The sequence below is a fragment of the Leifsonia sp. NPDC080035 genome (assembly GCF_040050925.1).
In the GTDB taxonomy this organism is placed as follows: domain Bacteria; phylum Actinomycetota; class Actinomycetes; order Actinomycetales; family Microbacteriaceae; genus Leifsonia.
On sequence record NZ_CP157390.1, the window covers coordinates 3,634,553 to 3,655,243 of the forward strand.

A 20,691-nucleotide genomic window follows, 5' to 3' on the forward strand; every position below is an offset into this window, starting at 1 on the left:
CGGAGTTTTCCGAGGTCGTGCTCGGGGCGTCCGGAGTTGCGAACGGCGGAGCGGGGTCGGTCAGCCGCGGCGCCTCCCTGCCCGCCCGATCGTCGCCGTCAACACCGTCAGCAGGTGCTCGGCCGACGCGTCCCAGCTGTACCGGGCCGCCGCCTGCCGGGACGCCGCGGAGCGCTGCGCCCACACCTCCGGCTGCTCCAGGTGCCGCACCCGGTCGGCGAGCGCCGTCGGGTCGTCCGCAGGGAAGTACAGTGCCGCGTCGCCGCCGATCTCGCGGAAGATCGGGATGTCGCTGACGATCACCGGCGTCCCGAGCGTCATCGACTCCAGCAGCGGGATGCCGAAGCCCTCGTCCTTGGACGCGGTCACCAGCGCCGTCGCCCTGGCCAGCGTCTCGGCGTACTCCTCGTCGCTCGCACCGTTGTGGAACACGATCCGCGCGCCGGGGGCGAGCGCGGTGAGGCGCTCCTCCTCGTGCTCGCCGACCTTGCTCATCAGGTGCAGCTCGTAGCCCGGCAGCAGCGCGACCGCCCTGACCAGCGTGTCGACGTTCTTGTAGGGCATGAACGAGCCCATGTAGACCAGGCTCTTGCTCTCGGGGGCGGTGCGCGACGCCCGCTCCTCCGGGATGGCCGGCATGTCCGCCGCGTTCGGCACCACGTACACCGGCCGCTTGGTCAGGCGGTGCTCGGCGATGAGCTGCTTGGTCGTGTTCGAGACGGTGACGACCGCGTCCGACCGGTTGAGCAGCATCCGCTGCGGCCACCAGGAGAGGTGATACAGCCGCCACAGCGCCCGGACGAACGCCGGCAGGTCGCGCGGCGGCGTCGGGTGGCGGTAGTAGATGAGGTCGTGCACGGTGAGGATGAGCCGGTAGCGCCGCCCGAAGCCTCCCATCGTCTGCATCGGGGTGAACACCACGTCCGGCCTCAGCTTGTTGACCTGGCGCGCCACCCACGGCTCGCCCACCGACGTCGGGGACGCGATGAGCTCCCACGGCAGGTCCGGCAGCATCTCCAGTTGGCGGTGGTCGTTGATGAGCATGGTGACGTCGTGCCGCTTCGCCAGCGCGGTGACCAGGCCGGCCGTGTACCGGCTGATCCCGTCGTGCCGGCCGATGCGGGTGTACCGGCAGTCGAACAGGACCCTCATGCCAGGAACTCCTCGATGGCGGTGGCCGCCTCCACGGGCTTCTCGTAGTGGATGAGGTGCCCGACGCCCCCGATCTCCACGAGTCGTGCATCCGGGAACAGCCCGCGCAGCCGACGCTCGGCCGCGATCGGCGTGATGTCGTCGTCCACCGCGGCGACCAGCAGCGTCCGCTCCGGGATGCGCGCGGCGAACTCGCTCACGTCGTGCGAGACGGATGCGCGGAACGCCTCGAGCACCACCCGCCGGTCGCTGAACGCGGAGAAGTAGCTGTCGTGCTGGCCGTGGATCCAGCGCCGCAGCGCCGGCTGCTTCGTCTTCGCCATCGCGATGCTCATCACCCGGACGATGACCCGGTTGCGCAGCAGGGCGAAGCCCAGACGTTCGGGCAGGGCGGCGGCCAGCCAGTAGTAGAAGATCGCCAGCCTGGTCAGGATGCCGCGCGGGCCCTGCAGCGCCGGCTGGCCGATCGGGTTCACCAGCACGACCGCGTCCGGGCGCTCGGCGGCCGGGTCGGCGAGCGTCGCCGACACCACGATCGAGCCGAACGAGTGGCCGAGCAGCACGACCCGGCCAGTGAGTCCGAGCCCCGCGACGAAGGCTCGCAGCCAGCGCGCGTAGCCCTCGATGTCGTGGGACGCCTCCGTCATCGGCGTCGACTCCCCGAAGCCGGGCAGGTCGGGCGAGATCAGCCGCATCCCCTCCAGCTGCGCCACCACCGGCTCCAGGCCGTGGTGGTCGCCGCGGAATCCGTGGACGAGCACCAGGGTCGTCGCGGCGTCCGCGTCGCCGTAGTCCCAGTACCGGGTGGTGCCGCCCAGCAGCTCCGCCTCACACCGGCGGACGGGCAGCCGGGCGAGCGCCGCGGCGTATGGTGAGGCCGTGTCGGAGAGCGAGGTGGAGATCATCCAGACCAGTCTAGGCAGGACTGGACAGGCCACCTCTGCCACCCCCTAGACTTCTGTGGTTGTAATCGCTTACATCGGCCGGCGTGCCGAAAGGAGAATCGTGAGCTTCACCGCGCCCATCACGTTGCCCGGACTCACCCTGGATCCCCAGTGGTATCGGCGCGCCGTGTTCTACGAGGTGATGGTCCGCTCCTTCGTGGACAGCAACGGGGACGGCTCCGGCGACATCGCCGGTCTGACCTCCAAGCTCGACTACCTGCAGTGGCTGGGCGTCGACGCGCTCTGGCTGCCGCCGTTCTTCCAGTCGCCGCTGCGCGACGGCGGCTACGACGTGTCCGACTTCAAGGCGATCCTGCCGGAGTTCGGCACGATCGACGAGTTCCAGGATCTCGTCACCAAGGCGCACGAGCGCAACATGCGCATCATCATCGACCTGCCGATGAACCACACCTCCGACCAGCACGAGTGGTTCCAGCAGTCCCGCTCCGACCCGGAGGGTCCGTACGGCGACTTCTATGTCTGGAACGACACCGACGACAAGTGGCCGGACATCCGCATCATCTTCGTCGACACCGAGGACTCCAACTGGGCGTTCGACGAGGCGCGCCGGCAGTACTACTTCCACCGCTTCTTCTCCCACCAGCCGGACCTGAACTTCGAGAACCCGGCCGTGCACGAGGCGATGCACGACATCGTGCGGTTCTGGCTGGACCTCGGCGTCGACGGCTTCCGGCTCGACGCCATCCCCTACCTCTACGAGTCGGACGAGGGCAACGGCGAGGGCGAGCCGCCGACGCACGAGTTCATCAAGCGGCTGCGCGAGATGGTCGATCGCGACTACCCGGGCCGGATGATGATCGCCGAGGCGAACCAGTGGCCCCGCGAGGTCGCTGCCTTCTTCGGCTCGGAGGAGGAGCCGGAGTGCCACATGGCCTTCGACTTCCCGGTGATGCCGCGCATCTTCTACGCGCTGCGCTCCCAGCAGGCCTCCGAGCTCATCCGGGTGCTCTCGGAGACGACGGACGTCCCCGACGGCGCGGCGTGGGGCGTGTTCCTGCGCAACCACGACGAGCTGACCCTCGAGATGGTCAGCGAGGAGTACCGGCAGGCGATGTACGGCTGGTACGCCTACGACCCGCGGATGCGCGCGAACATCGGGATCCGCCGCCGGCTCGCGCCGCTGCTGGACAACTCGCGCGCCGAGATGGAGCTGGCGCACGCCCTGCTGTTCTCGCTCCCCGGCAGCCCGTTCCTCTACTACGGCGACGAGATCGGGATGGGCGACAACATCTGGTTGCCGGACCGCGACAGCTCCCGCACGCCGATGCAGTGGACGCCGGACCGCAACGCCGGCTTCTCGACCGCCGACCCCGGCAAGCTCTTCCTCCCCGTCGTCCAGTCGCTGGTGTTCCACTACAACCAGGTGAACGTGGAGGCGCAGCTGGCGCAGTCGCGGTCGCTGCTGCACTGGATCCGCAACGTCATCCACGTGCGCAAGGCGCACCCGGTGTTCGGGCTCGGCGACATCCGCGTGCTGCCGACCAACCACGAGTCGGTGCTCGCCTTTGTGCGCTCGTACGAGGGCAGCGGCACGCGTTTCGGCGACCAGCCGGAGGACGTGCTCTGCGTGTTCTCGTTCGCGCACAATCCGGTGTCGGTCACCCTGGACGCGCCGGAATTCGCCGGTCGCGCCCTGTACGACCTGTTCGGCGGCGCGGAGTTCCCGACGATCGCGGAGGACGGCCGCTTCACGCTGACGCTCGGCACCCAGAACTTCTACTGGCTGCACATCGAGCCGCGCCGGGACTGACGGCCGGGGACGCCACGGCGGCACCGATCCCGCCCCGGCGGATCACGGACCCGCCGGGCGCGGTCCCCGCGGCTGACGGTGGTCGTTCCTACGCTGGGCTCATGAGCACCTGGCACCACGAACTCGGCGTCTTCGATCTGGAGACGACGGGTGTGGATGTGGAGACGGCCCGCATCGTCACCGCGCACGTGGGACTGCTCGGCGATCAGGGCGAGGTGCGGCACGGCCGCTACTGGCTCGTCGACCCGGGCGTCGAGATCCCGGCCGAGGCCACCGCCGTTCACGGCATCACCACCGAGCTCGCCCGGGCGAAGGGGATGGACGCAGGCACGGCCGTCGCCGCGATCGTCGACCAGCTGCGCCGGCTGTTCGCCCGCGGCATTCCGGTGGTCGCCTACAACGCCCCGTACGATTTCACGCTGCTCGACCGCGAGGCGCGGCGCCACGGCATCGAACCGCTCGACGCCCCCGGACCGATCATCGATCCGCTGGTGATCGACCGCGCCGTCGACCGCTACCGGCCAGGCAAGCGCACCCTGAGCGTGACCGCCGTGCACTACGGCGTCGAACTGACCGCGGCCCACGACGCCGGGGCGGACGCGATCGCCGCCGGCCGGCTCGCGCAGGCGCTGGTCCGCGCGCACGGCGAGGCGCTCGCGATGGAGGCGGCAGAGCTGCACCACAAGCAGGTCGACTGGTGCCGGGAGCAGGCCGCCGACTTCCAGGACTACATGCGCCGTGTGCGCGACCCGGAGTTCACGGCCTCGGGGGCGTGGCCGCTGCGCTGAGCGCCGCTCGTCCACGACCCGCGCGCACGCTGGGGGTTTCCGCCGCGTCCGCTGGGCGCTACTGTTCGTCCATGAGCGATCCGGACCTGAACCCGCAGCCTCTGCCGCCGCAGCAGCAACCGCAGCAGCAGCCGCCTCTGCAGCAACCGCAGTACGGCGCCTACCAGCCGGCGCAGCCGGGCTGGAACGTCCTCGCGATCGTGGGGTTCATCCTCGCGTTCTTCGTCAGCATCGTCGGCGTGATCCTCGGCTTCGTCGCGCTGTCCCAGATCAAGAAGACCGGCGAGCAGGGCCGCGGCCTCGCGATCGCCGCGATCATCATCGGCTTCGCCGAGATCGTGATCGGCATCATCATCGCCATCATCGTGGCGATCGCCCTCGGCGTCGCCGCCACGCAGTACCAGAACTACTGACGTCCCCCGCGCACCACGAGAAAGGCCCCCGTCGTGCGACGGGGGCCTTTCTGGTGCGGCGGGTTACTTGCCGAAGTTCTTGTAGCGCGAGTTGAACTTCTCGACACGGCCGGCCGAGTCGAGGATGCGCTGCTTGCCCGTGTAGAACGGGTGCGACTCGGAGGAGATCTCGACGTCGATCACCGGGTAGGTGTTGCCGTCCTCCCACTCGATCGTCTTCTCGCTGGAGACGGTGGAGCGGGTGAGGAACGTCGCGCCCGAGGCCAGGTCGCGGAAAACCACCGGGGCGTAGTCGGGGTGGATGTCAGTCTTCATGAGGACTTCCTTGTTGCGTAGTGTTCGGTCGGTCAAGTCCGCGCTCGATGCGCGAGGACGGGAAGCTTTCGGCCCGCATTCGTCTCACGACTCCCGGACCAGCTATCGAGTTTAGCAGATCCGTCAGTCGATCGTCTTCTGACGCGCCCGGGCGGTGAACCGGCCGTCGCTCTCCTCGAGCTCGACGTCCACACCGAACGTCTCGCTCAGGGAGGCACTGGTCAGCACTTCGCCGATCGGTCCCTGCGCGGTGATCCGGCCGTCCTTCAGCAGCAGCGCGCGGTTGAAGCCGACGGGGATCTCCTCGACGTGGTGGGTCACCATCACGATCGCGGGCGACTTGGGGTCGCTCGCGTAGCCGCCGAGCAGCTGCAGCAGCTCCTCGCGGCCGCCGAGGTCGAGGCTGGCGGCGGGCTCGTCGAGCAGCAGCATCTCGGGATCCGTCATCACCGAGCGGGCGATCTGCACCCGCTTCTGCTCGCCGTCGCTGAGGCTCCCGAAGGTGCGCTCGGCGAGGTGGTCGAGGTGCCACTCGGCGAGCACCCGGTGGGCGCGGCGCTCGTCGATCTCCTCGTACAGCTCGTTCCAGCGGCCGGTGACCGCGTACGCCGCGGTCATCACCACGTCGAGCACGCGCTCGGTGCGCGGGATGCGACGGGCGAGGGCGCTGGAGGCGAAGCCGAGCAGCGGCCGCAGCTCGGAGAGGTCGCTGTGGCCCAGCGACTCGCCGAGCACAGTCGCCTCACCGGAGGACGGGTGCAGGGCGGCCGCGGCGATCTGCAGCATGGTGGTCTTCCCGGCGCCGTTCGGGCCGAGGATCACCCAGCGCTCGTCCGGCTCCACGGTCCAGTCGACACCCTCGAGGACGGCGTTGCCGTCCCGGGTCACGGACACGTCTTGGAGTCGGAGAACGCTGCTGGCCATGACCTCTAGCCTAGCGGCGTCAGGAGGACGCCGTTGACGCCGCCGAGGGGCGCGTCGTTGTCGTTTTCGGGCCTCGAAAACGACACCAACGTGCCGCTCGGCGAGAGGCCGGCCGGCGGGACGCCATCGCTTCCGGAGTAGTTCACACTCGGGCGCGGCGTGTCGCGTGACGTACTCAGGAACGGATGGCGCGCGGCGTCAGGAGGACGCGACGGACCGGTAGACCGCGCGGGTCTGCTCGGCGATCGCGGCCCAGCTGAACTCCTGCTCGGCGCGCCGACGCCCGGCCTCGCCCATCCGCGCCGCCCGCTCCGGGTCGCCGACGACCTCGGTGAGCGCCGCCGCCAGATCCCGGACGAAGCCCTCCGGGTCCGTCGGCGTCCCCGTGCCGTCCTGCAGCTGCTGGATCGGCACCAGCCGCCCGGTCACGCCGTCCACGATCACCTCGGGGATGCCGCCGGTCGCCGTGCCGACCACCGGCAGCCCGCACGCCATCGCCTCCAGGTTCACGATGCCGAGCGGCTCGTAGATCGAGGGGCAGACGAACACGGTGGATGCGCTGAGCGCGGCCCGCAGCTCGTCGTTCGGGAGCAGCCGGTCGATCCACACGACGCCGTCGCGCTCGGCCTGCAGCTGCTCGACGAGCCCGGTCACCTCCGCCAGGATCTCCGGGGTGTCCGGCGCGCCGGCGCAGAGGATCAGCTGCACGTCCTTCGGCAGCAGCGTCGCGGCACGCAGCAGGTACGGGAGACCCTTCTGGCGCGTGATCCTGCCGACGAAGACGACGGCGGGGCGGCTCGGGTCGATCCCGAGCGAGCGTGCCAGGTCCTCGTCGTGCAGCGGCTGCCACCGCTCAAGGTCGATGCCGTTGTAGACGACCGTCACGTCGGACGGATCGAGCGACGGGTAGGAGTTCAGGATGTCGCGGCGCATCCCCTCGCTCACCGCGATCACCCGGTCGGCGGCTTCGAACGCGGTCTTCTCGATCCAGCTGGACACACGGTAGCCGCCGCCCAGCTGCTCGGCCTTCCACGGCCGCAGCGGCTCCAGGCTGTGCGCGGTGACGACGTGCGGGACGCCGTGCAGCAGCTTGGCGATGTGACCGCCGGCGTTCGCATACCAGGTGTGCGAGTGGACGACGTCCGCTCCCCTGCAGTCCTGGGCCATCTGCAGGTCGACGCCGAGCGTCGTGACCGACCCGTTGGCCTCCGCCAGCTCCGCAGGCACCCGATAGGCGACCGTGTCGGCCTCCTCGCGCGGCGCTCCGAAGCAGCGCACGATCACCTCGGTGTCCGTCCGGAGAGCCCGGACGAGCTCGGTCACGTGCACCCCGGCGCCGCCGTAGATGTCCGGCGGGTACTCCCGGGTCAGAAGATCAACGCGCATGTCGAGAACGCTAGTACAGCCCCCGGGTTGCCTCTACTGTAAGGGTCATGGCAGCAGGCAAGAAGATCTTCGGCATCGTCCTCGCGGGTGGGGAGGGCAAGCGGCTGATGCCGTTGACAGCGGATCGCGCGAAGCCCGCGGTCCCGTTCGGCGGTCAGTACCGGCTGATCGACTTCGCGCTGTCCAACCTGATCAACTCCCAGCTGCGGCAGATCGTCGTGCTCACCCAGTACAAGTCGCACAGCCTCGACCGCCACGTCTCGCAGACCTGGCGCCTCGACGGGATGCTGAACTCCTACATCGCCTCGGTGCCCGCCCAGCAGCGCCTCGGCAAGCGCTGGTTCAGTGGCTCGGCGGACGCGATCCTGCAGAGCCTCAACCTGCTCCGCGACGAGAAGCCGGACATCGTGGTCGTCGTCGGCGCCGACCACGTCTACCGCATGGACTTCGGGCAGATGATCCAGGCGCACATCGACTCGGGCCAGGCGGCGACGGTCGCGGCCATCCGGCAGCCGATCTCGCTCGCCGACCAGTTCGGCGTGATCGAGGTCGACGCGGCGCACCCGGAGCGGATCGCTGCGTTCCGCGAGAAGCCGAGCGACCCGGTGGGCCTGCCCGACTCCCCCGGCGAGGTGCTCGCCTCGATGGGCAACTACGTCTTCGACGCGGAGGCGCTCATCGACGCCGTCCAGCGCGACGGCGACCGCCCGGACTCCAACCACGACATGGGCGGCGACATCATCCCGGACTTCGTCTCACGCGGCGAGGCGGGCGTCTACGACTTCAACAACAACGACGTCCCCGGCTCCACCGATCGCGACCGTTACTACTGGCGCGACGTCGGGACGATCGACTCGTTCTTCGAGGCGCACCAGGACCTGATCTCGGCCCTCCCGGTCTTCAACCTCTACAACAGCGAATGGCCGATCTTCAGCCAGGTGCTGAACTCCCCTCCCGCGAAGATCGTGCGCGACGGCCGCGGCGCCCTGGGCACGACCATCGACTCCATCGTCTCGCTCGGCTCGGTGATCTCCGGCGCGCACCTCGAGCGGAGCGTGCTCGGGCCGTGGGCGAAGGTGAGCTCCGGCGCGAAGGTGGTGGACTCCGTCGTGTTCGAGCGCGCCGTCATCGAGCCGAACGCGTTCGTCGGACGTGCCATCCTGGACAAGGACGTCGTTGTGGCCGAAGGGGCCAGGATCGGCGTCGACCCGGACCGGGACCGCGCACGCGGCTTCACCGTCACCGAGTCCGGGATCACCGTCGTCGGCAAAGGAGTTCACGTCGTTCCATGACGTCCGCACGTTCGCACAGCAGCAGGCCCACCACGTTCCTCGTCGTCCTGGACGCCGACTCCACCCTCATCCACGACGAGGTGATCGAGCTGCTCTCCGAGGAGGCGGGCTCGCGCGCCGAGGTCGCCGACATCACGGAGCGCGCGATGCGCGGCGAGCTCGACTTCGAGGCGAGCCTGCGCGAGCGCGTCCGCACGCTGGCCGGGCTCCCGGTCGAGGTGTTCGAGCGCGTGGGCGAGCGCATCCGGGTGACGGACGGCGTCCCGGAGCTCGTCGCCGGGGTGCAGGCCGCGGGCGGCCGCATCGGCGTGGTGTCCGGCGGCTTCCACGAACTGCTCGACCCGCTGGGCGAGCGGCTCGGGCTCGACCACTGGCGCGCCAACCGGCTGGAGGTGCGGGACGGGGTGCTCACCGGCGAGGTGGACGGCACCGTGGTCGACGCGGCGGCGAAGGCGCAGTCCCTGCTGTTCTGGGCCGCGGACGCCGGCGTCCACCTCCGTCAGACGGTCGCGATCGGCGACGGAGCGAACGATCTGCGGATGATGGCCGAGGCCGGGCTCTCGATCGCGTTCAACGCCAAGCCGCGGGTGCGGGCGGAGGCGGACCTGGTGATCGACCGCCAGGACCTCGCCCAGGTGCTCCCCCTGCTCGGCCTGCGCGGCTGACTCGCGAGGGGCACGTTGTTGTCGCTGTTTGCGTCGAGAAGTGACAACGACGTGCCCCTCGGCGACGTTTCTAGTGGCCCATCCCGAGGCCGCCGTCGACGGGGATGACGGCGCCGGAGATGTAGCCGGCGTCATCGCCCGCGACCCAGGTCACCACGCGAGCGACCTCCTGGGCGGAGGCGAACCGGCCCGCCGGGATGTTCTTCATGTACTCGGCCTGCTGGGCCTCCGGCAGCACGGCCGTCATCTCGGTCTCGATGAAGCCGGGGGCGACCACGTTCGCGGTGATCCCGCGTGCGCCGAGCTCGCGGGTGATGGAGCGCGCCATGCCGACCAGACCGGCCTTGCTCGCGGCGTAGTTGACCTGGCCGGCGGAGCCGTACAGGCCGACGACGCTGGAGATCAGCACGATGCGGCCGAAGCGCGCCTTCAGCATCCCCTTCGTCGCCCGCTTGACCACGCGGAAGGACCCGCCGAGGTTCGTGTCGACCACGGCGTCGAACTCCTCGTCGGACATCCGCATCAGCAGCGTGTCCTTGGTGATCCCGGCGTTCGCGACGACGACCTCCACCGGGCCGAGCTTCTCCTCGACCTCGGCGAACGCGGCGTCCACGGCGGCGGTGTCCGTCACGTCTGCCCGCACGGTGAGCGAACCCTCCGGGCCCTCGCCCGAGCGAGCGGTGACCGCGACGCGGTGCCCCTGCGCCAGGAACTCCTCGGCGATCGCGTAACCGATGCCGCGGTTCCCTCCGGTGACGAGCACAGTGCGTTGCGTGGTCATTCGTGATTTCCTCTCGATCGGGGATCAGCTCCCTAGTTTATGGACGTACGCTTGAGTCAACGCACATGAAGCCTTCACGCCCGTCGCTGACGAACCTGCCGCTCTCCCCGGATCTCGAGCGCAAGCACCGGATGATCAAATATTCGGTCGCCATGGGGATCCGTGTCGTCTGCATCATCGTCGCGCTGTTCGTCCCGGGCTGGTGGGCGGCGGTCCCCCTGGTCGCCGCGATCTTCCTGCCGTACTTCGCCGTCGTCATCGCGAACGTCTCGACCGAGCCTCGTCGAGGAGAAGCCCAGGCGCCGGGCGCTATCCTGCCGTTGGCGCCCCCTCCGCAGGAGCGGCGCGACGAGCGGCAGGAGAACACGTGATCGGGCGGTGCGGATGATCGGCATGGGCGAGCCGGAGCCGCTCACCTGCTCCCGCGCCGGCTGCACCGAGACCGCGGGCTGGCGCATCGAGTGGCGCAACCCGAAGATCCACACGGCCGACCGCGTGAAGGTCTGGCTCGCGTGCGAGGAGCACGTGGACTTCCTGCGCGAGTTCCTCGCCGCGCGCGAGTTCCCGCTGCGGGTCGTCCCCGCCGACGGCGGCGAGGGCGGCACCGGCGAGAGGACCACGGCGTGAGCGCGCCCGAGACCCCCGACGTCGAGCGGGCCGCGGCCGCGCCCGCCGGCTGGCGGTTCGCGTTCTCCAAGCGCTGGCTCGGCTACCTGGCGTTCGCGATCGCGTTCGCGATCGCCTGCGGCTTCCTCTCCAACTGGCAGCTCGCTCGCAGCAAGGAGGCGGCCGCAGCGAACGCGCTCATCGCCGCCAACTTCGACTCCCGGCCCGTGCCGCTCGCCGAGGAGCTGCCGTCGCTCACCGCGTACTCCCCGAAGCAGGAGTGGACGCGCGTGACCGTCACAGGAACCTATGAGACGGACAAGGAGATCCTGGCCCGCAACCGGCCCTTCAACGGCAGCCCCGGGTTCGAAGTGCTCACGCCGCTGCGCACCGCCGACGGCGCACTGTTCATCGTCGACCGCGGCTGGGTGCCGACCGGCTCCTCCACGGACGCGCCGGACAGCGTTCCCGCCGCGCCGTCCGGCACGGTCACCGTCATCGCCCGGCTGAAGGCCAGCGAGCCCGCCATCCCCGGTCGGTCGGCGACCGGGATGCAGGTGGGCACCATCCAGCTCTCCGTCGTCAAGCAGAAGCTCGACGGCGCCGACGTCTACACCGGCGCGTACGGCCTGCTCGACTCGCAGACGCCGGCACCGGCCAGCGCGCCGGCGCCGACCGTCACCGACCCGCCGACGCAGGACGAGGGACTGCACTGGTCGTACATGATCCAGTGGATCATCTTCGCCCTGATCGGGTTCTTCGGCCTCGGCTACGCGCTGATCACCGAGTACCGCAAGCGCAACGAGCACGACCCGGCCGAGCAGGCGCGGGCCGCGGAGCGCGCAAGGCGCCGCGCGCAGAAGCGCACGGACGCCGACGTCGAGGACGAGCTTCTCGACGCCTCCCGCTGACGCGCCCGACGCGCTTCGCGCCCCGCCGCGCTACGCGAGCGAGATCAGGTCGAGGTAGTCCTTGTTCCAGTGGTCCTCGACGCCGTCCGGCATGATCAGCACGCGCTCCGGGTTCAGCGCCTCCACGGCGCCCTCGTCGTGACTGACCAGCACGACCGCACCCTCGTAGTGGGCGAGCGCGTCCAGGATCTCGTCGCGGCTCGCCGGGTCGAGGTTGTTGGTCGGCTCGTCGAGCAGCAGCACGTTCGCGCCGGACACAACGATCATCGCCAGCGCCAGCCGGGTCTTCTCGCCGCCGGAGAGCACGCCCGCCGGCTTGTGGGCGTCGTCCCCGGTGAACAGGAACGAGCCGAGCACCTTGCGGGCCTCGGTCTCGGTCAGCGACGGGGAGGACGACACCATGTTCTGCAGCACCGACCGCTCGACGTCGATCGTCTCGTGCTCCTGCGCGTAGTAGCCGATGCGCAGGCCGTGGCCGGGCTCGATCGCCCCGGTGTCCGGCTTGTCGACGCCCGCGAGCATCCGCAGCAGCGTGGTCTTGCCCGCGCCGTTCAGGCCGAGGACGACCACCTTCGACCCGCGGTCGATCGCGAGGTCCACCGCGGTGAAGATCTCCAGCGACCCGTAGCTCTTCGACAGGTCGGAGGCCTGCAGCGGCGTCCTTCCGCACGGTGCCGGTGTCGGGAAGCGCAGCTTCGCCACCCGGTCGGCCTGGCGCACGTCCTCGAGGCCGGCGAGCAGCTTCTCCGCGCGCGCGACCATCTGGTGCGCGGCGGCGGCCTTGGTCGCCTTCGCGCCGAACTTCGCCGCCTGCAGCTGCAGCGCGCCCGCCTTCTTCTCGGCGTTGGCACGCTCCTTCTTGCGGCGCTCCTCGTCCGCGGCGCGCTGGCGCTGGTAGTTCTTCCAGCCCATGTTGTAGATGTCGATGACCTGGCGGTTCGCGTCCAGGTAGAAGACTCGGTTGACGGTCTCCCCCACCAGGTCCACGTCGTGCGAGATCACGATGAAGCCGCCGGAGTAGCCCTTCAGGAACTCGCGCAGCCAGACGATCGAGTCGGCATCCAGGTGGTTCGTTGGCTCGTCGAGGATCATCGTGCGGGCATCGGAGAAGAGGATGCGCGCCAGCTCGATGCGGCGGCGCTGACCGCCGGACAGCGTCTTCAGCGGCTGGTCGAGGATGCGGTCCGGAAGGTTGAGGTTGGACGCGATGGAGGCGGCCTCCGCCTCGGCGGCGTACCCGCCGAGCATGTGGAAGCGCTCCTCCAGGCGGCCGTACTTCTTCATCGCGGCCGCCGACACCGCGGCGTCCTCACTCGCCATCTCGAGCGTCGCCTCCTGCATCCCGAGCACGATCGACCCGAGGCCGCGGGCGTCCAGGATGCGCGTGCGCGCCAGGTCGTCGAGGTTGCCGGAGCGCGGGTCCTGCGGCAGGTAGCCGAGCTCGCCGCTGCGGTCGACCTTGCCGGCGGTGGGCAGCAGGTCGCCCGCCAGCACCTTGGTCAGCGTGGTCTTCCCGGCGCCGTTGCGGCCGACGAGGCCGATCTTGTCGCCGTCGGCGACGCGGAAGCTGACGTTCTCCATCAGCAGGCGGGCGCCGACCCGCAGCTCGAGGTCCTGCACGGCGAGCACGATGATTCCGTTCGTTCAGAAGCCATCCGTCCCGCGAGTTCTCACGGGACGGATGGCTGAGGTGGTGGTTCTAGATGGCGAAGCCGAGGGCGCGCATCATGTCGCGGCCGTCATCGGTGATCCGCTCGGGGCCCCACGGCGGCATCCACACCCAGTTGATGCGGAACGCCTCCACGATGCCGTCCAGGCTCTCGGCCGTCTGCTCCTCGAGCACGTCGGTGAGCGGGCAGCCGGCACTGGTGAGGGTCATCGAGATGATGAGGGCGTTGTTCTCCTCGTCCCAGGCCAGGTCGTAGATCAGGCCGAGGTCGACGACATTGATCCCGAGCTCGGGATCCATGACATTCTTCAGCGCCTCCTCGACCTGGTCGAAGAGCGCAGGGCTCAGCGTGGCGGGCATATCTCCAGCCTACGCCTCGGCCAGCTCGCCGGCGGCGGCCGACGCGGACTCGGGGGCGTCGACGAAGCGGTCGTAGCCCTCCTCCTCCAGGCGCTCGGCGAGCTCGGGGCCGCCCTGCTCCGCCACCTTGCCTGCGACGAAGACGTGCACGAAGTCCGGCTTGATGTAGCGGAGGATGCGCGTGTAGTGCGTGATGAGCAGGATGCCGAGCCCGGTGTTGGCCTTGGCCCGGTTGACGCCCTCGGAGACGATCTTCAGCGCGTCGACGTCGAGGCCGGAATCGGTCTCGTCGAGCACGGCGAACTTCGGCTTCAGCAGCTCCAGCTGGAGGATCTCGTTGCGCTTCTTCTCGCCGCCCGAGAAGCCCTCGTTGACGTTGCGCTCGGCGAAGGACGAGTCCATCCGCAGGGCGGACATCGACTCGCGGACGTCCTTGACCCAGGTTCGGATCGCCGGCGCCTGGCCGTCGATCGCGGTCTTGGCGGTCCGCAGGAAGTTGGTGTTGGTGACACCGGGGATCTCGACCGGGTACTGCATCGCGAGGAAGAGGCCGGCGCGGGCGCGCTCGTCCACGGTCATGGCGAGGACGTCCTCGCCGTCGAGCGTGATCGTGCCGCCGGTGACGGTGTACTTCGGGTGCCCGGCGATCGTGTACGCGAGCGTGGACTTGCCCGAGCCGTTCGGGCCCATGATCGCGTGGATCTCGCCCTCGCGGATGGTGAGGTCGACACCGTTCAGGATGGGCTTGGTGCCCTGGTCGGTCTCGACGGTGACGTGCAGGTCGCGGATTTCAAGCGTTGACATGTCTTTACTGGATTTCTTTCGTGACGGTCGGGTCGATGTAGACGTCTCCGTCGATGACCTCGACCTGGAAGACGGGGACCGGCTCGTAGGCCGGGAGGTTCAGCGGCTTGCCGGTGACGAGCGAGAACTGGGAGCCGTGCGCCCAGCACTCCAGGCTCTCGCCCTCGACGAAGCCCTCGGACAGCGAGATCTCGCCGTGCGTGCAGGTGTCGCCGATCGCGTGGATGTCGCCGGCCGAGTCCTTCACGAGGGCGATCGGCACGCCGTCCACGACGACGCGGCTGGCCTGGTTCTCCACCAGGTCGCCGACGGCGGTGACGCGGGTCGCCGCCATCAGCTCGCCGCCGTGACGGACACAGCGAGCTCCGCCTCGATGGCGGCCTGCAGCCGTTCCTGCAGCTCGGGCGATCCGATCTGCTGCACGATCTCGAAGAGGAACCCGCGCACGACGAGGCGGCGCGCCTCCTCCTCCGGGATGCCGCGCGACTGCAGGTAGAACAGCTGCTCGTCGTCGAAGCGTCCGGTCGCGCTGGCGTGGCCGGCGCCGACGATGTCGCCCGTCTCGATCTCGAGGTTCGGCACCGAGTCGGCGCGGGCGCCGTCGGTGAGCACGAGGTTGCGGTTCTGCTCGTAGGTGTCGGTGCCGACGGCCTTCGGGCCGATCAGCACGTCGCCGATCCAGACGGTGCGAGCACCCTCGCCCTGCAGCGCACCCTTGTAGGTGACACGGCTGCGGGTCTCGGGTCCGTCGTGGTGGACGTACACCTGCTGCTCGAGGTGCTGGGTCGCGTCGGCGAAGTACGCGCCGAGGAGCTCCGCGTCCGAACGCGCGCCCGCGAGGTGCGCGGACGGGTTCAGCCGCACGACGCCGCCACCGAGGGTGACGGCCACGTGCTTGAGCCGGGCGTTCTCCGCGATCTCCGCGAAGTGCGCGGCGACGTGCAGCGCCTCGTCGTCCCACTCCTGCACGGAGACGACCGTGAGGTCCGAGCCGGCGCCGAGCAGGAACTCGACGTTCTCGCTCAGGTGCGCGGGGCCGCGGTTCTGCAGGATGAGCGTGGCTCGGGCGCCGGGGGCGACCTCCACCACCGTGTGCGCTGCACGGCCGGAGTCGCCGAGCGACGAGCGCGTCAGCGTCGCCTCCTTGACGTCGTCTCCGGTGATGGACACGAGCAGCGCCTGCTCGAAGTTCGTCCAGGCGTTGGCGGACGCGCGGTCCTCCGGCGTGCCTGCGGAGCCGATGCGGGCGTCGTCGCGCCCGATCCACGACACCTGCACGCCGGGGGCGGAGGTGACGTCGAACACGTAGGGCGAGCCGTCGAGCTCGCCGGAGAGGAGTTCGGTGAGCCGGGCGACGGGCGTGTGCTTCCACATGACCTCGCGGCCGGTGACCTCCGGGAAGGCGGAGACGTCGGTGGAGGCGAACCGCTCCGAGCGGGTCTGGACGGGGACGGGCGCGCGCATGTGCGTCGGCGCCGGCGCCGTCTCCTGGGTCTGCGTCGGTGTGCTGGGGGTCGTCATATCAGCCGACAGAGCCTTCCATGCCCATCTCGATGAGCTTGTTGAGTTCGAGTGCGTATTCCATGGGGAGCTCGCGGGCGATCGGCTCGATGAAGCCGCGGACGATCATGGCCATCGCCTCGTCCTCCGGGAGGCCCCTGGACATCAGGTAGAAGAGCTGCTCCTCGCTCACCCGCGAGACGGTCGCCTCGTGGCCGAGCTGCACGTCGTCCACCCGGATGTCGATCGCCGGGTAGGTGTCGGAGCGCGAGATCGTGTCGACGAGCAGCGCGTCGCAGCGCACGGTGTTCGCGGCGTGGTGCGCGTTCGCGTCAACGCGGACCTCGCCGCGGTAGCCCGCGCGGCCGCCGCCGCGGGCGATCGACTTGGAGACGATCGACGACTGCGTGTACGGCGCCATGTGGATCATCTTGGCGCCGGCGTCCTGGTGCTGCCCCGGGCCGGCGAAGGCGACGGAGAGCGTCTCGCCCTTGGCGTGCTCGCCCATCAGGTAGATCGACGGGTACTTCATCGTCACCTTGGAGCCGATGTTGCCGTCCACCCACTCCATGGTCGCGCCCTCGGCCGCGGTCGCCCGCTTGGTCACGAGGTTGTAGACGTTGTTCGACCAGTTCTGGATCGTCGTGTAGCGGACGCGGGCGTTCTTCTTCACGATGATCTCGACGACCGCGGAGTGCAGCGAGTCTGACTTGTAGATCGGAGCCGTGCAGCCCTCGATGTAATGGACGTAGCTGTCCTCGTCGGCGATGATCAGCGTGCGCTCGAACTGGCCCATGTTCTCCGTGTTGATGCGGAAGTAGGCTTGGAGCGGGATCTCGACGTGGACGCCCTTCGGGACGTAGACGAAGGAGCCTCCGGACCAGACGGCCGTGTTCAGCGCGGCGAACTTGTTGTCGCCGGACGGGATGACCGTGCCGAAGTACTCCTCGAAGAACTCGGGGTGCTCGCGGAGCGCGGTGTCGGTGTCCATGAAGATGACGCCCTGCTCCTCCAGGTCCTCGCGGATCTGGTGGTAGACGACCTCGGACTCGTACTGCGCGGCGACGCCGGCGACCAGGCGCTGGCGCTCCGCCTCCGGGATGCCGAGCTTCTCGTAGGTGTTGCGGATGTCCTCGGGCAGGTCCTCCCAGCTCTGGGCCTGCTTCTCGGTGGAGCGCACGAAGTACTTGATGTTGTCGAAGTCGATGTCCGACAGGTCGGCACCCCACGTGGGCATCGGCTTGCGCTCGAAGAGCTGGAGGGCCTTGAGCCGGCGCTGCAGCATCCACTCGGGCTCGTTCTTCAGGGCGGAGATGTCTTTCACCACCTCGGGAGAGAGCCCACGACGCGCGGAGGCTCCCGCGGCGTCGGAGTCGGCCCAGCCGAACTCGTACTGCCCAAGGCTTGCGAGTTCCGGCCGGTCGATCAGGATGTCTGACATTTCTACCTCGTTTCCTTCCACCCGTAACCGGATATCAGTCCGGCTCATTCCTCCCCCGGCGCGTGTCTGCCCACGACGAGGGCGTCCTGATTGTGCGGGTGGCTGTGGTGCGTACAAGCACGATGCGTACCTAAACTGATCGAGGACATGGGCGGCAGTGCCCCGGTCGCAGGATGGAAACACCTGCGGACCACGCGCACTTCTCGCGCGCTTCTCGAACCCATCAATTCTACAGGTGCGGGACGGTAATAGTAGAGGCGCGCCTGCACGTTGGCCGAGTATCACGAGAGATCCGAGGAATCCAGGAAGTTATGAAGCGCATCATCGCGTGGTTGCCCGACCGAGTCGACGTCCGGCTGAAGGTCATCGCCTGGATCTACCTGGTCGGCCAGATCGTCCTGGTCGGTACCGGCGGACTGGTCCGGCTCACCTCGAGCGGGCTGGGCTGCCCGACCTGGCCGAAGTGCACGGCGGACTCGCTCGTGAACACGCCGGAGATGGGCATCCACGGCATCATCGAGTTCGGCAACCGCCTCCTGGGCGTCCTGCTCGGCATCATCGCCATCGTCGCGTTCCTCGCGATCCTGAAGCTCCGCAAGCAGCGTCCCGACCTGTTCTGGCTGACCCTGCTGGCGGGCCTCGGCATCCCGGCGCAGGCGGTCATCGGCGGCCTGAGCGTGCTCACGCAGCTGAACCCCTACGTCGTCGGCCTGCACTTCGTCGTCTCGATCGTGCTCGTTGCGCTCTGCACCGCCTTCCTGATGCGGCTGTACACCGTGCCCGGCCCGCGGGTCCGCGCTGTTCCCGGCTGGTTCGCCGGTGTCGCCCACCTGACCAGCTTCGTGGTCGCGATCACGATCCTCGTCGGCATCGCCACCACCGGCTCCGGTCCGCACGCCGGCGACGCGGACGCGCCCAGGAACGGGCTGAACCCCGAGATCCTGCAGCACGTGCACGCGATCCCGGCGTATGTGACGTTCGCCCTCACGCTGGTGCTCGTGATCGGCTCGCTGCGGATCCGGACGACGCGCGTCCACCGCTACGCGATGTACCTGCTGGCGGTGGAGGTGCTGCAGATCGCGGTCGGCCTGATCCAGGCGAACACCGGGCTCCCCGGCATCCTCGTCGGCATCCACATGATGCTGGCCGCGATGCTCGCGGCCGCGATGACCGCGGTCATCCTCGCGCTCAAGGCGCCGGCCGCCGCCTCCGCCGACGCGACCGTCTCAGCCGCGGACGCCGTCTCGGCCTAGCAGCCCGAGCACGGCGGCCCGCCGCTCGCCGTGGAACTCCACCGTGTGCGCCGTTCCTGCGTCGAACACGAAGCCGGCCGCCGCGGCGAGCCTGCCGCTTGCCGCGTTCCCGAGCAGGTGCTCCCAGCGCAGCCGCGTGAAGCCGAGACCATGCGGGTCAAGCGCGTACCGCGTCACGGCGATCAGCCCCTCCCGGACGAGCCCGCGACCGCGCGCGGCGGGGACCGACCAGCAGCCGAGGGACGCGGAGCCCGGCGTCTCGTCCGCCCGCACCTCGATCACCCCGGCCAGGGGCGCGGTCCTGCTCTCGCGCAGCGCCCAGACGGTGTAGCGGCCGGAGGCGAGCCCGTGCGGGCAGTAGCTGCGGACGAAGTACTCGGCGCTCTCGCGCGTGTACGGCGCCGGCAGCGGGATCCAGCGCTGCGTCTCCGGGTCCTCGCAGGCGGCGAGCACCGCGTCGATGTCCGCTTCTCGCGGCGCATCGAGGATCAGCCTGGCCGTCCGCAGCTCCAACACGCGCGAAACGCTAGCAGCGGTTTCGGCCCCGCGCAGTCGTGAGGAACGCCCCCGGGATCAGAACGGGAGCAGCGGGTCGACCGCGACGGCGAGGAAGATCAGCGTCAGGTAGGCGATCGAGCCGTGGAAGACGCGCATCGGCGACACCGACTCGTGCCGGATCGCCAGGTTGTAGAGGCGGTGCGACTCGAAGAGGAACCAGCCGCCCGCGACGAGCGAGACGGCCGTGTAGAGCAGCCCCATGTGGCCGACCGGGATCAGCAGCAGCGAGCAGGCGACCATCGCCCACGCGTAGAGGATGACCTGGAGGCCGACGACGGCGCGGCCGCGCACCACGGCGAGCATCGGAACGCCCGCGTCCTTGTAGTCCGTGCGGTACTTCATCGACAGCGGCCAGTAGTGCGGCGGCGTCCAGAGGAAGATGATGCCGAACAGGATGACCGGCGCCCAGTCGAGCGACCCGGTGACGGCGGCCCAGCCGATCAGAACCGGCATGCAGCCGGCGACACCGCCCCAGACGATGTTCTGCGGGGTGCGGCGCTTGAGGATGAGCGTGTAGAAGACCACGTAGAGCAGGATCGCGGCGACCGAGAGACCGGCGGCGAGCCAGTTGGTGAAGATTCCGAGCACCAGCACAGAGGCCACGCCGAGCGCCCACGCGAAGACGAGTGCCTCGCGGTCGCTCAGCTCGCCGGTGACGAGCGGCCGGTTCTTGGTGCGGCGCATCACGCGGTCGATGTCGCGGTCGATGTAGCAGTTGAACGCGCCCGCGGAGCCCGCGGACATGTAGCCGCCGATGACCGTGGCGAGCACGAGCCACAGGTTCGGGATCCCGTTCGCCGCGAGGATCATCGTGGGGACCGTCGTCACCAGAAGCAGTTCGACCACCCGCGGCTTGGTGAGGGCGATGTACGCCTTCGCCTTGCGGGCGACGCCGATGCGTCCGACCGGTTCGACACGGCTCTCTACGGCGACGTCCATTGCTCCTCTAGAAGGTGTGTGCGCGGTGAAAGCCTGCGGATGACGCAGGCCCCGCCCAGTCTACGTCACGCCGCATCCCGGTCGCCCCGGTCCCCGCGAACGGGGCACTGCCACACGTTGCCGAGGGAACACTCCGTGTTTCGTGCGTGTTACCTATACTTGGAGATGCTCGCCAGCCGGCACCCCTGTCCTTCCTGCCTCCTTTGTAGGAGTGTGACG

The 20,691-nt window shown here is 69.4% G+C and carries 23 protein-coding genes; 9 read left to right on the forward strand and 14 right to left on the reverse strand.

The features are described 5' to 3' along the window. Positions 1–60: 60 nt before the first annotated feature. Entirely contained in the window at positions 61–1,152 is a 1,092-nt protein-coding gene (locus AAME72_RS17635) for a glycosyltransferase family 1 protein (protein WP_348787835.1), read from the reverse strand. After that, complete coding sequence (locus tag AAME72_RS17640) at positions 1,149–2,057, reverse strand: alpha/beta hydrolase (protein ID WP_348787836.1); 909 nt, start codon at positions 2,055–2,057, stop codon at positions 1,149–1,151. The genes AAME72_RS17635 and AAME72_RS17640 overlap by 4 nt, the downstream gene beginning before the upstream one ends. Before the next feature lie 100 nt (positions 2,058–2,157). Between AAME72_RS17640 and treS the strand changes: the two genes are divergently transcribed. From treS to AAME72_RS17655, 3 genes are all read left to right on the forward strand, one after another. After that, positions 2,158–3,867, forward strand: a complete 1,710-nt coding sequence (gene treS / locus AAME72_RS17645) for a maltose alpha-D-glucosyltransferase (protein WP_348787837.1) — start codon at positions 2,158–2,160, stop codon at positions 3,865–3,867. 101 nt (positions 3,868–3,968) lie between these two features. Then, entirely contained in the window at positions 3,969–4,655 is a 687-nt protein-coding gene (locus AAME72_RS17650; RefSeq protein ID WP_348787838.1) for a 3'-5' exonuclease, read from the forward strand. Positions 4,656–4,726: 71 nt separating this feature from the next. Further along, on the forward strand, positions 4,727–5,068 hold the full coding sequence (locus AAME72_RS17655) for a DUF4190 domain-containing protein (protein WP_348787839.1): 342 nt from the start codon (positions 4,727–4,729) through the stop codon (positions 5,066–5,068). Positions 5,069–5,131: 63 nt separating this feature from the next. On the opposite strand, the gene AAME72_RS17660 is transcribed toward AAME72_RS17655, so the two are convergent. The 3 genes from AAME72_RS17660 to glgA all read right to left on the reverse strand — a co-directional run bounded on the left by AAME72_RS17660 (position 5,132) and on the right by glgA (position 7,693). Then, positions 5,132–5,383, reverse strand: a complete 252-nt coding sequence (locus tag AAME72_RS17660) for a type B 50S ribosomal protein L31 (protein ID WP_314146979.1) — start codon at positions 5,381–5,383, stop codon at positions 5,132–5,134. A gap of 123 nt (positions 5,384–5,506) precedes the next feature. Next, on the reverse strand, positions 5,507–6,307 hold the full coding sequence (locus tag AAME72_RS17665; RefSeq protein ID WP_348787840.1) for an ABC transporter ATP-binding protein: 801 nt from the start codon (positions 6,305–6,307) through the stop codon (positions 5,507–5,509). A 198-nt stretch (positions 6,308–6,505) separates the two neighbouring features. After that, positions 6,506–7,693, reverse strand: coding sequence for a glycogen synthase (glgA, locus tag AAME72_RS17670; RefSeq protein WP_348787841.1), 1,188 nt, complete (start codon positions 7,691–7,693; stop codon positions 6,506–6,508). 47 nt (positions 7,694–7,740) lie between these two features. On the opposite strand from glgA, the gene AAME72_RS17675 reads away from it, so the two are divergent. Both AAME72_RS17675 and serB read left to right on the forward strand, forming a co-directional pair. Then, positions 7,741–8,985, forward strand: coding sequence for a glucose-1-phosphate adenylyltransferase (locus tag AAME72_RS17675; RefSeq protein WP_348787842.1), 1,245 nt, complete (start codon positions 7,741–7,743; stop codon positions 8,983–8,985). Next, the gene (gene serB / locus AAME72_RS17680; RefSeq protein ID WP_348787843.1) at positions 8,982–9,650 is read left to right on the forward strand and encodes a phosphoserine phosphatase SerB; all 669 of its coding nucleotides are present in this window, start codon (positions 8,982–8,984) and stop codon (positions 9,648–9,650) included. Before AAME72_RS17675 ends, serB begins: the two co-directional genes overlap by 4 nt. A gap of 70 nt (positions 9,651–9,720) precedes the next feature. Here serB and fabG read toward each other — a convergent pair whose 3' ends face one another. Then, complete coding sequence (fabG, locus tag AAME72_RS17685) at positions 9,721–10,431, reverse strand: 3-oxoacyl-ACP reductase FabG (RefSeq protein WP_348787844.1); 711 nt, start codon at positions 10,429–10,431, stop codon at positions 9,721–9,723. A gap of 65 nt (positions 10,432–10,496) precedes the next feature. Between fabG and AAME72_RS17690 the strand changes: the two genes are divergently transcribed. The 3 genes from AAME72_RS17690 to AAME72_RS17700 are packed head-to-tail and all read left to right on the forward strand — an operon-like array spanning position 10,497 to position 11,948. After that, entirely contained in the window at positions 10,497–10,802 is a 306-nt protein-coding gene (locus AAME72_RS17690; protein WP_348787845.1) for a DUF3099 domain-containing protein, read from the forward strand. A 13-nt stretch (positions 10,803–10,815) separates the two neighbouring features. Then, positions 10,816–11,058 (forward strand): hypothetical protein, encoded by a 243-nt coding sequence (locus tag AAME72_RS17695; protein ID WP_348787846.1) that lies wholly within the window; start codon positions 10,816–10,818, stop codon positions 11,056–11,058. Then, complete coding sequence (locus AAME72_RS17700; protein ID WP_348787847.1) at positions 11,055–11,948, forward strand: SURF1 family protein; 894 nt, start codon at positions 11,055–11,057, stop codon at positions 11,946–11,948. Before AAME72_RS17695 ends, AAME72_RS17700 begins: the two co-directional genes overlap by 4 nt. A gap of 30 nt (positions 11,949–11,978) precedes the next feature. Here AAME72_RS17700 and AAME72_RS17705 read toward each other — a convergent pair whose 3' ends face one another. The 6 genes from AAME72_RS17705 to sufB form a co-directional block, all read right to left on the reverse strand. Next, positions 11,979–13,577 (reverse strand): ABC-F family ATP-binding cassette domain-containing protein, encoded by a 1,599-nt coding sequence (locus tag AAME72_RS17705; RefSeq protein WP_348787848.1) that lies wholly within the window; start codon positions 13,575–13,577, stop codon positions 11,979–11,981. 70 nt (positions 13,578–13,647) lie between these two features. Further along, positions 13,648–13,977 (reverse strand): metal-sulfur cluster assembly factor, encoded by a 330-nt coding sequence (locus tag AAME72_RS17710; RefSeq protein ID WP_179605846.1) that lies wholly within the window; start codon positions 13,975–13,977, stop codon positions 13,648–13,650. A gap of 9 nt (positions 13,978–13,986) precedes the next feature. Then, positions 13,987–14,781, reverse strand: coding sequence for a Fe-S cluster assembly ATPase SufC (gene sufC / locus AAME72_RS17715; protein ID WP_348787849.1), 795 nt, complete (start codon positions 14,779–14,781; stop codon positions 13,987–13,989). A 4-nt stretch (positions 14,782–14,785) separates the two neighbouring features. Next, positions 14,786–15,115: a non-heme iron oxygenase ferredoxin subunit gene (locus AAME72_RS17720; RefSeq protein ID WP_348787850.1), complete on the reverse strand. Its 330-nt coding sequence runs from the start codon at positions 15,113–15,115 to the stop codon at positions 14,786–14,788. Then, positions 15,115–16,302, reverse strand: coding sequence for a Fe-S cluster assembly protein SufD (gene sufD / locus AAME72_RS17725; protein ID WP_348787851.1), 1,188 nt, complete (start codon positions 16,300–16,302; stop codon positions 15,115–15,117). The genes AAME72_RS17720 and sufD overlap by 1 nt, the downstream gene beginning before the upstream one ends. 1 nt (position 16,303) lies before the next feature. Then, positions 16,304–17,722, reverse strand: coding sequence for a Fe-S cluster assembly protein SufB (sufB, locus tag AAME72_RS17730; RefSeq protein WP_348787852.1), 1,419 nt, complete (start codon positions 17,720–17,722; stop codon positions 16,304–16,306). Between the two features lie 311 nt (positions 17,723–18,033). Between sufB and AAME72_RS17735 the strand changes: the two genes are divergently transcribed. Next, on the forward strand, positions 18,034–18,975 hold the full coding sequence (locus AAME72_RS17735; protein ID WP_348787853.1) for a COX15/CtaA family protein: 942 nt from the start codon (positions 18,034–18,036) through the stop codon (positions 18,973–18,975). On the opposite strand, the gene AAME72_RS17740 is transcribed toward AAME72_RS17735, so the two are convergent. After that, the gene (locus tag AAME72_RS17740) at positions 18,949–19,491 is read right to left on the reverse strand and encodes a GNAT family N-acetyltransferase (protein WP_348787854.1); all 543 of its coding nucleotides are present in this window, start codon (positions 19,489–19,491) and stop codon (positions 18,949–18,951) included. The genes AAME72_RS17735 and AAME72_RS17740 overlap by 27 nt on opposite strands. Positions 19,492–19,548: 57 nt before the next feature. Beyond that, positions 19,549–20,472, reverse strand: a complete 924-nt coding sequence (locus tag AAME72_RS17745; protein WP_348787855.1) for a heme o synthase — start codon at positions 20,470–20,472, stop codon at positions 19,549–19,551. Positions 20,473–20,691: the final 219 nt, after the last annotated feature.

What these genes read in the sequence shown, in the direction of transcription:
- AAME72_RS17640 (WP_348787836.1), bottom strand. Translation starts at nt 2,057, where the DNA reads ATGATCTCCACCTCGCTCTCCGACACGGCCTCACCATACGCCGCGGCG.
- sufD (WP_348787851.1), bottom strand. Translation starts at nt 16,302, where the DNA reads ATGACGACCCCCAGCACACCGACGCAGACCCAGGAGACGGCGCCGGCG.
- serB (WP_348787843.1), top strand. Translation starts at nt 8,982, where the DNA reads ATGACGTCCGCACGTTCGCACAGCAGCAGGCCCACCACGTTCCTCGTC.
- AAME72_RS17710 (WP_179605846.1), bottom strand. Translation starts at nt 13,977, where the DNA reads ATGCCCGCCACGCTGAGCCCTGCGCTCTTCGACCAGGTCGAGGAGGCG.
- sufB (WP_348787852.1), bottom strand. Translation starts at nt 17,722, where the DNA reads ATGTCAGACATCCTGATCGACCGGCCGGAACTCGCAAGCCTTGGGCAG.
- AAME72_RS17655 (WP_348787839.1), top strand. Translation starts at nt 4,727, where the DNA reads ATGAGCGATCCGGACCTGAACCCGCAGCCTCTGCCGCCGCAGCAGCAA.
- sufC (WP_348787849.1), bottom strand. Translation starts at nt 14,781, where the DNA reads ATGTCAACGCTTGAAATCCGCGACCTGCACGTCACCGTCGAGACCGAC.
- fabG (WP_348787844.1), bottom strand. Translation starts at nt 10,431, where the DNA reads ATGACCACGCAACGCACTGTGCTCGTCACCGGAGGGAACCGCGGCATC.
- AAME72_RS17745 (WP_348787855.1), bottom strand. Translation starts at nt 20,472, where the DNA reads ATGGACGTCGCCGTAGAGAGCCGTGTCGAACCGGTCGGACGCATCGGC.
- AAME72_RS17665 (WP_348787840.1), bottom strand. Translation starts at nt 6,307, where the DNA reads ATGGCCAGCAGCGTTCTCCGACTCCAAGACGTGTCCGTGACCCGGGAC.
- AAME72_RS17660 (WP_314146979.1), bottom strand. Translation starts at nt 5,383, where the DNA reads ATGAAGACTGACATCCACCCCGACTACGCCCCGGTGGTTTTCCGCGAC.
- AAME72_RS17690 (WP_348787845.1), top strand. Translation starts at nt 10,497, where the DNA reads ATGAAGCCTTCACGCCCGTCGCTGACGAACCTGCCGCTCTCCCCGGAT.
- AAME72_RS17695 (WP_348787846.1), top strand. Translation starts at nt 10,816, where the DNA reads ATGATCGGCATGGGCGAGCCGGAGCCGCTCACCTGCTCCCGCGCCGGC.
- AAME72_RS17675 (WP_348787842.1), top strand. Translation starts at nt 7,741, where the DNA reads ATGGCAGCAGGCAAGAAGATCTTCGGCATCGTCCTCGCGGGTGGGGAG.
- AAME72_RS17735 (WP_348787853.1), top strand. Translation starts at nt 18,034, where the DNA reads ATGAAGCGCATCATCGCGTGGTTGCCCGACCGAGTCGACGTCCGGCTG.
- AAME72_RS17650 (WP_348787838.1), top strand. Translation starts at nt 3,969, where the DNA reads ATGAGCACCTGGCACCACGAACTCGGCGTCTTCGATCTGGAGACGACG.
- glgA (WP_348787841.1), bottom strand. Translation starts at nt 7,693, where the DNA reads ATGCGCGTTGATCTTCTGACCCGGGAGTACCCGCCGGACATCTACGGC.
- AAME72_RS17720 (WP_348787850.1), bottom strand. Translation starts at nt 15,115, where the DNA reads ATGGCGGCGACCCGCGTCACCGCCGTCGGCGACCTGGTGGAGAACCAG.
- AAME72_RS17635 (WP_348787835.1), bottom strand. Translation starts at nt 1,152, where the DNA reads ATGAGGGTCCTGTTCGACTGCCGGTACACCCGCATCGGCCGGCACGAC.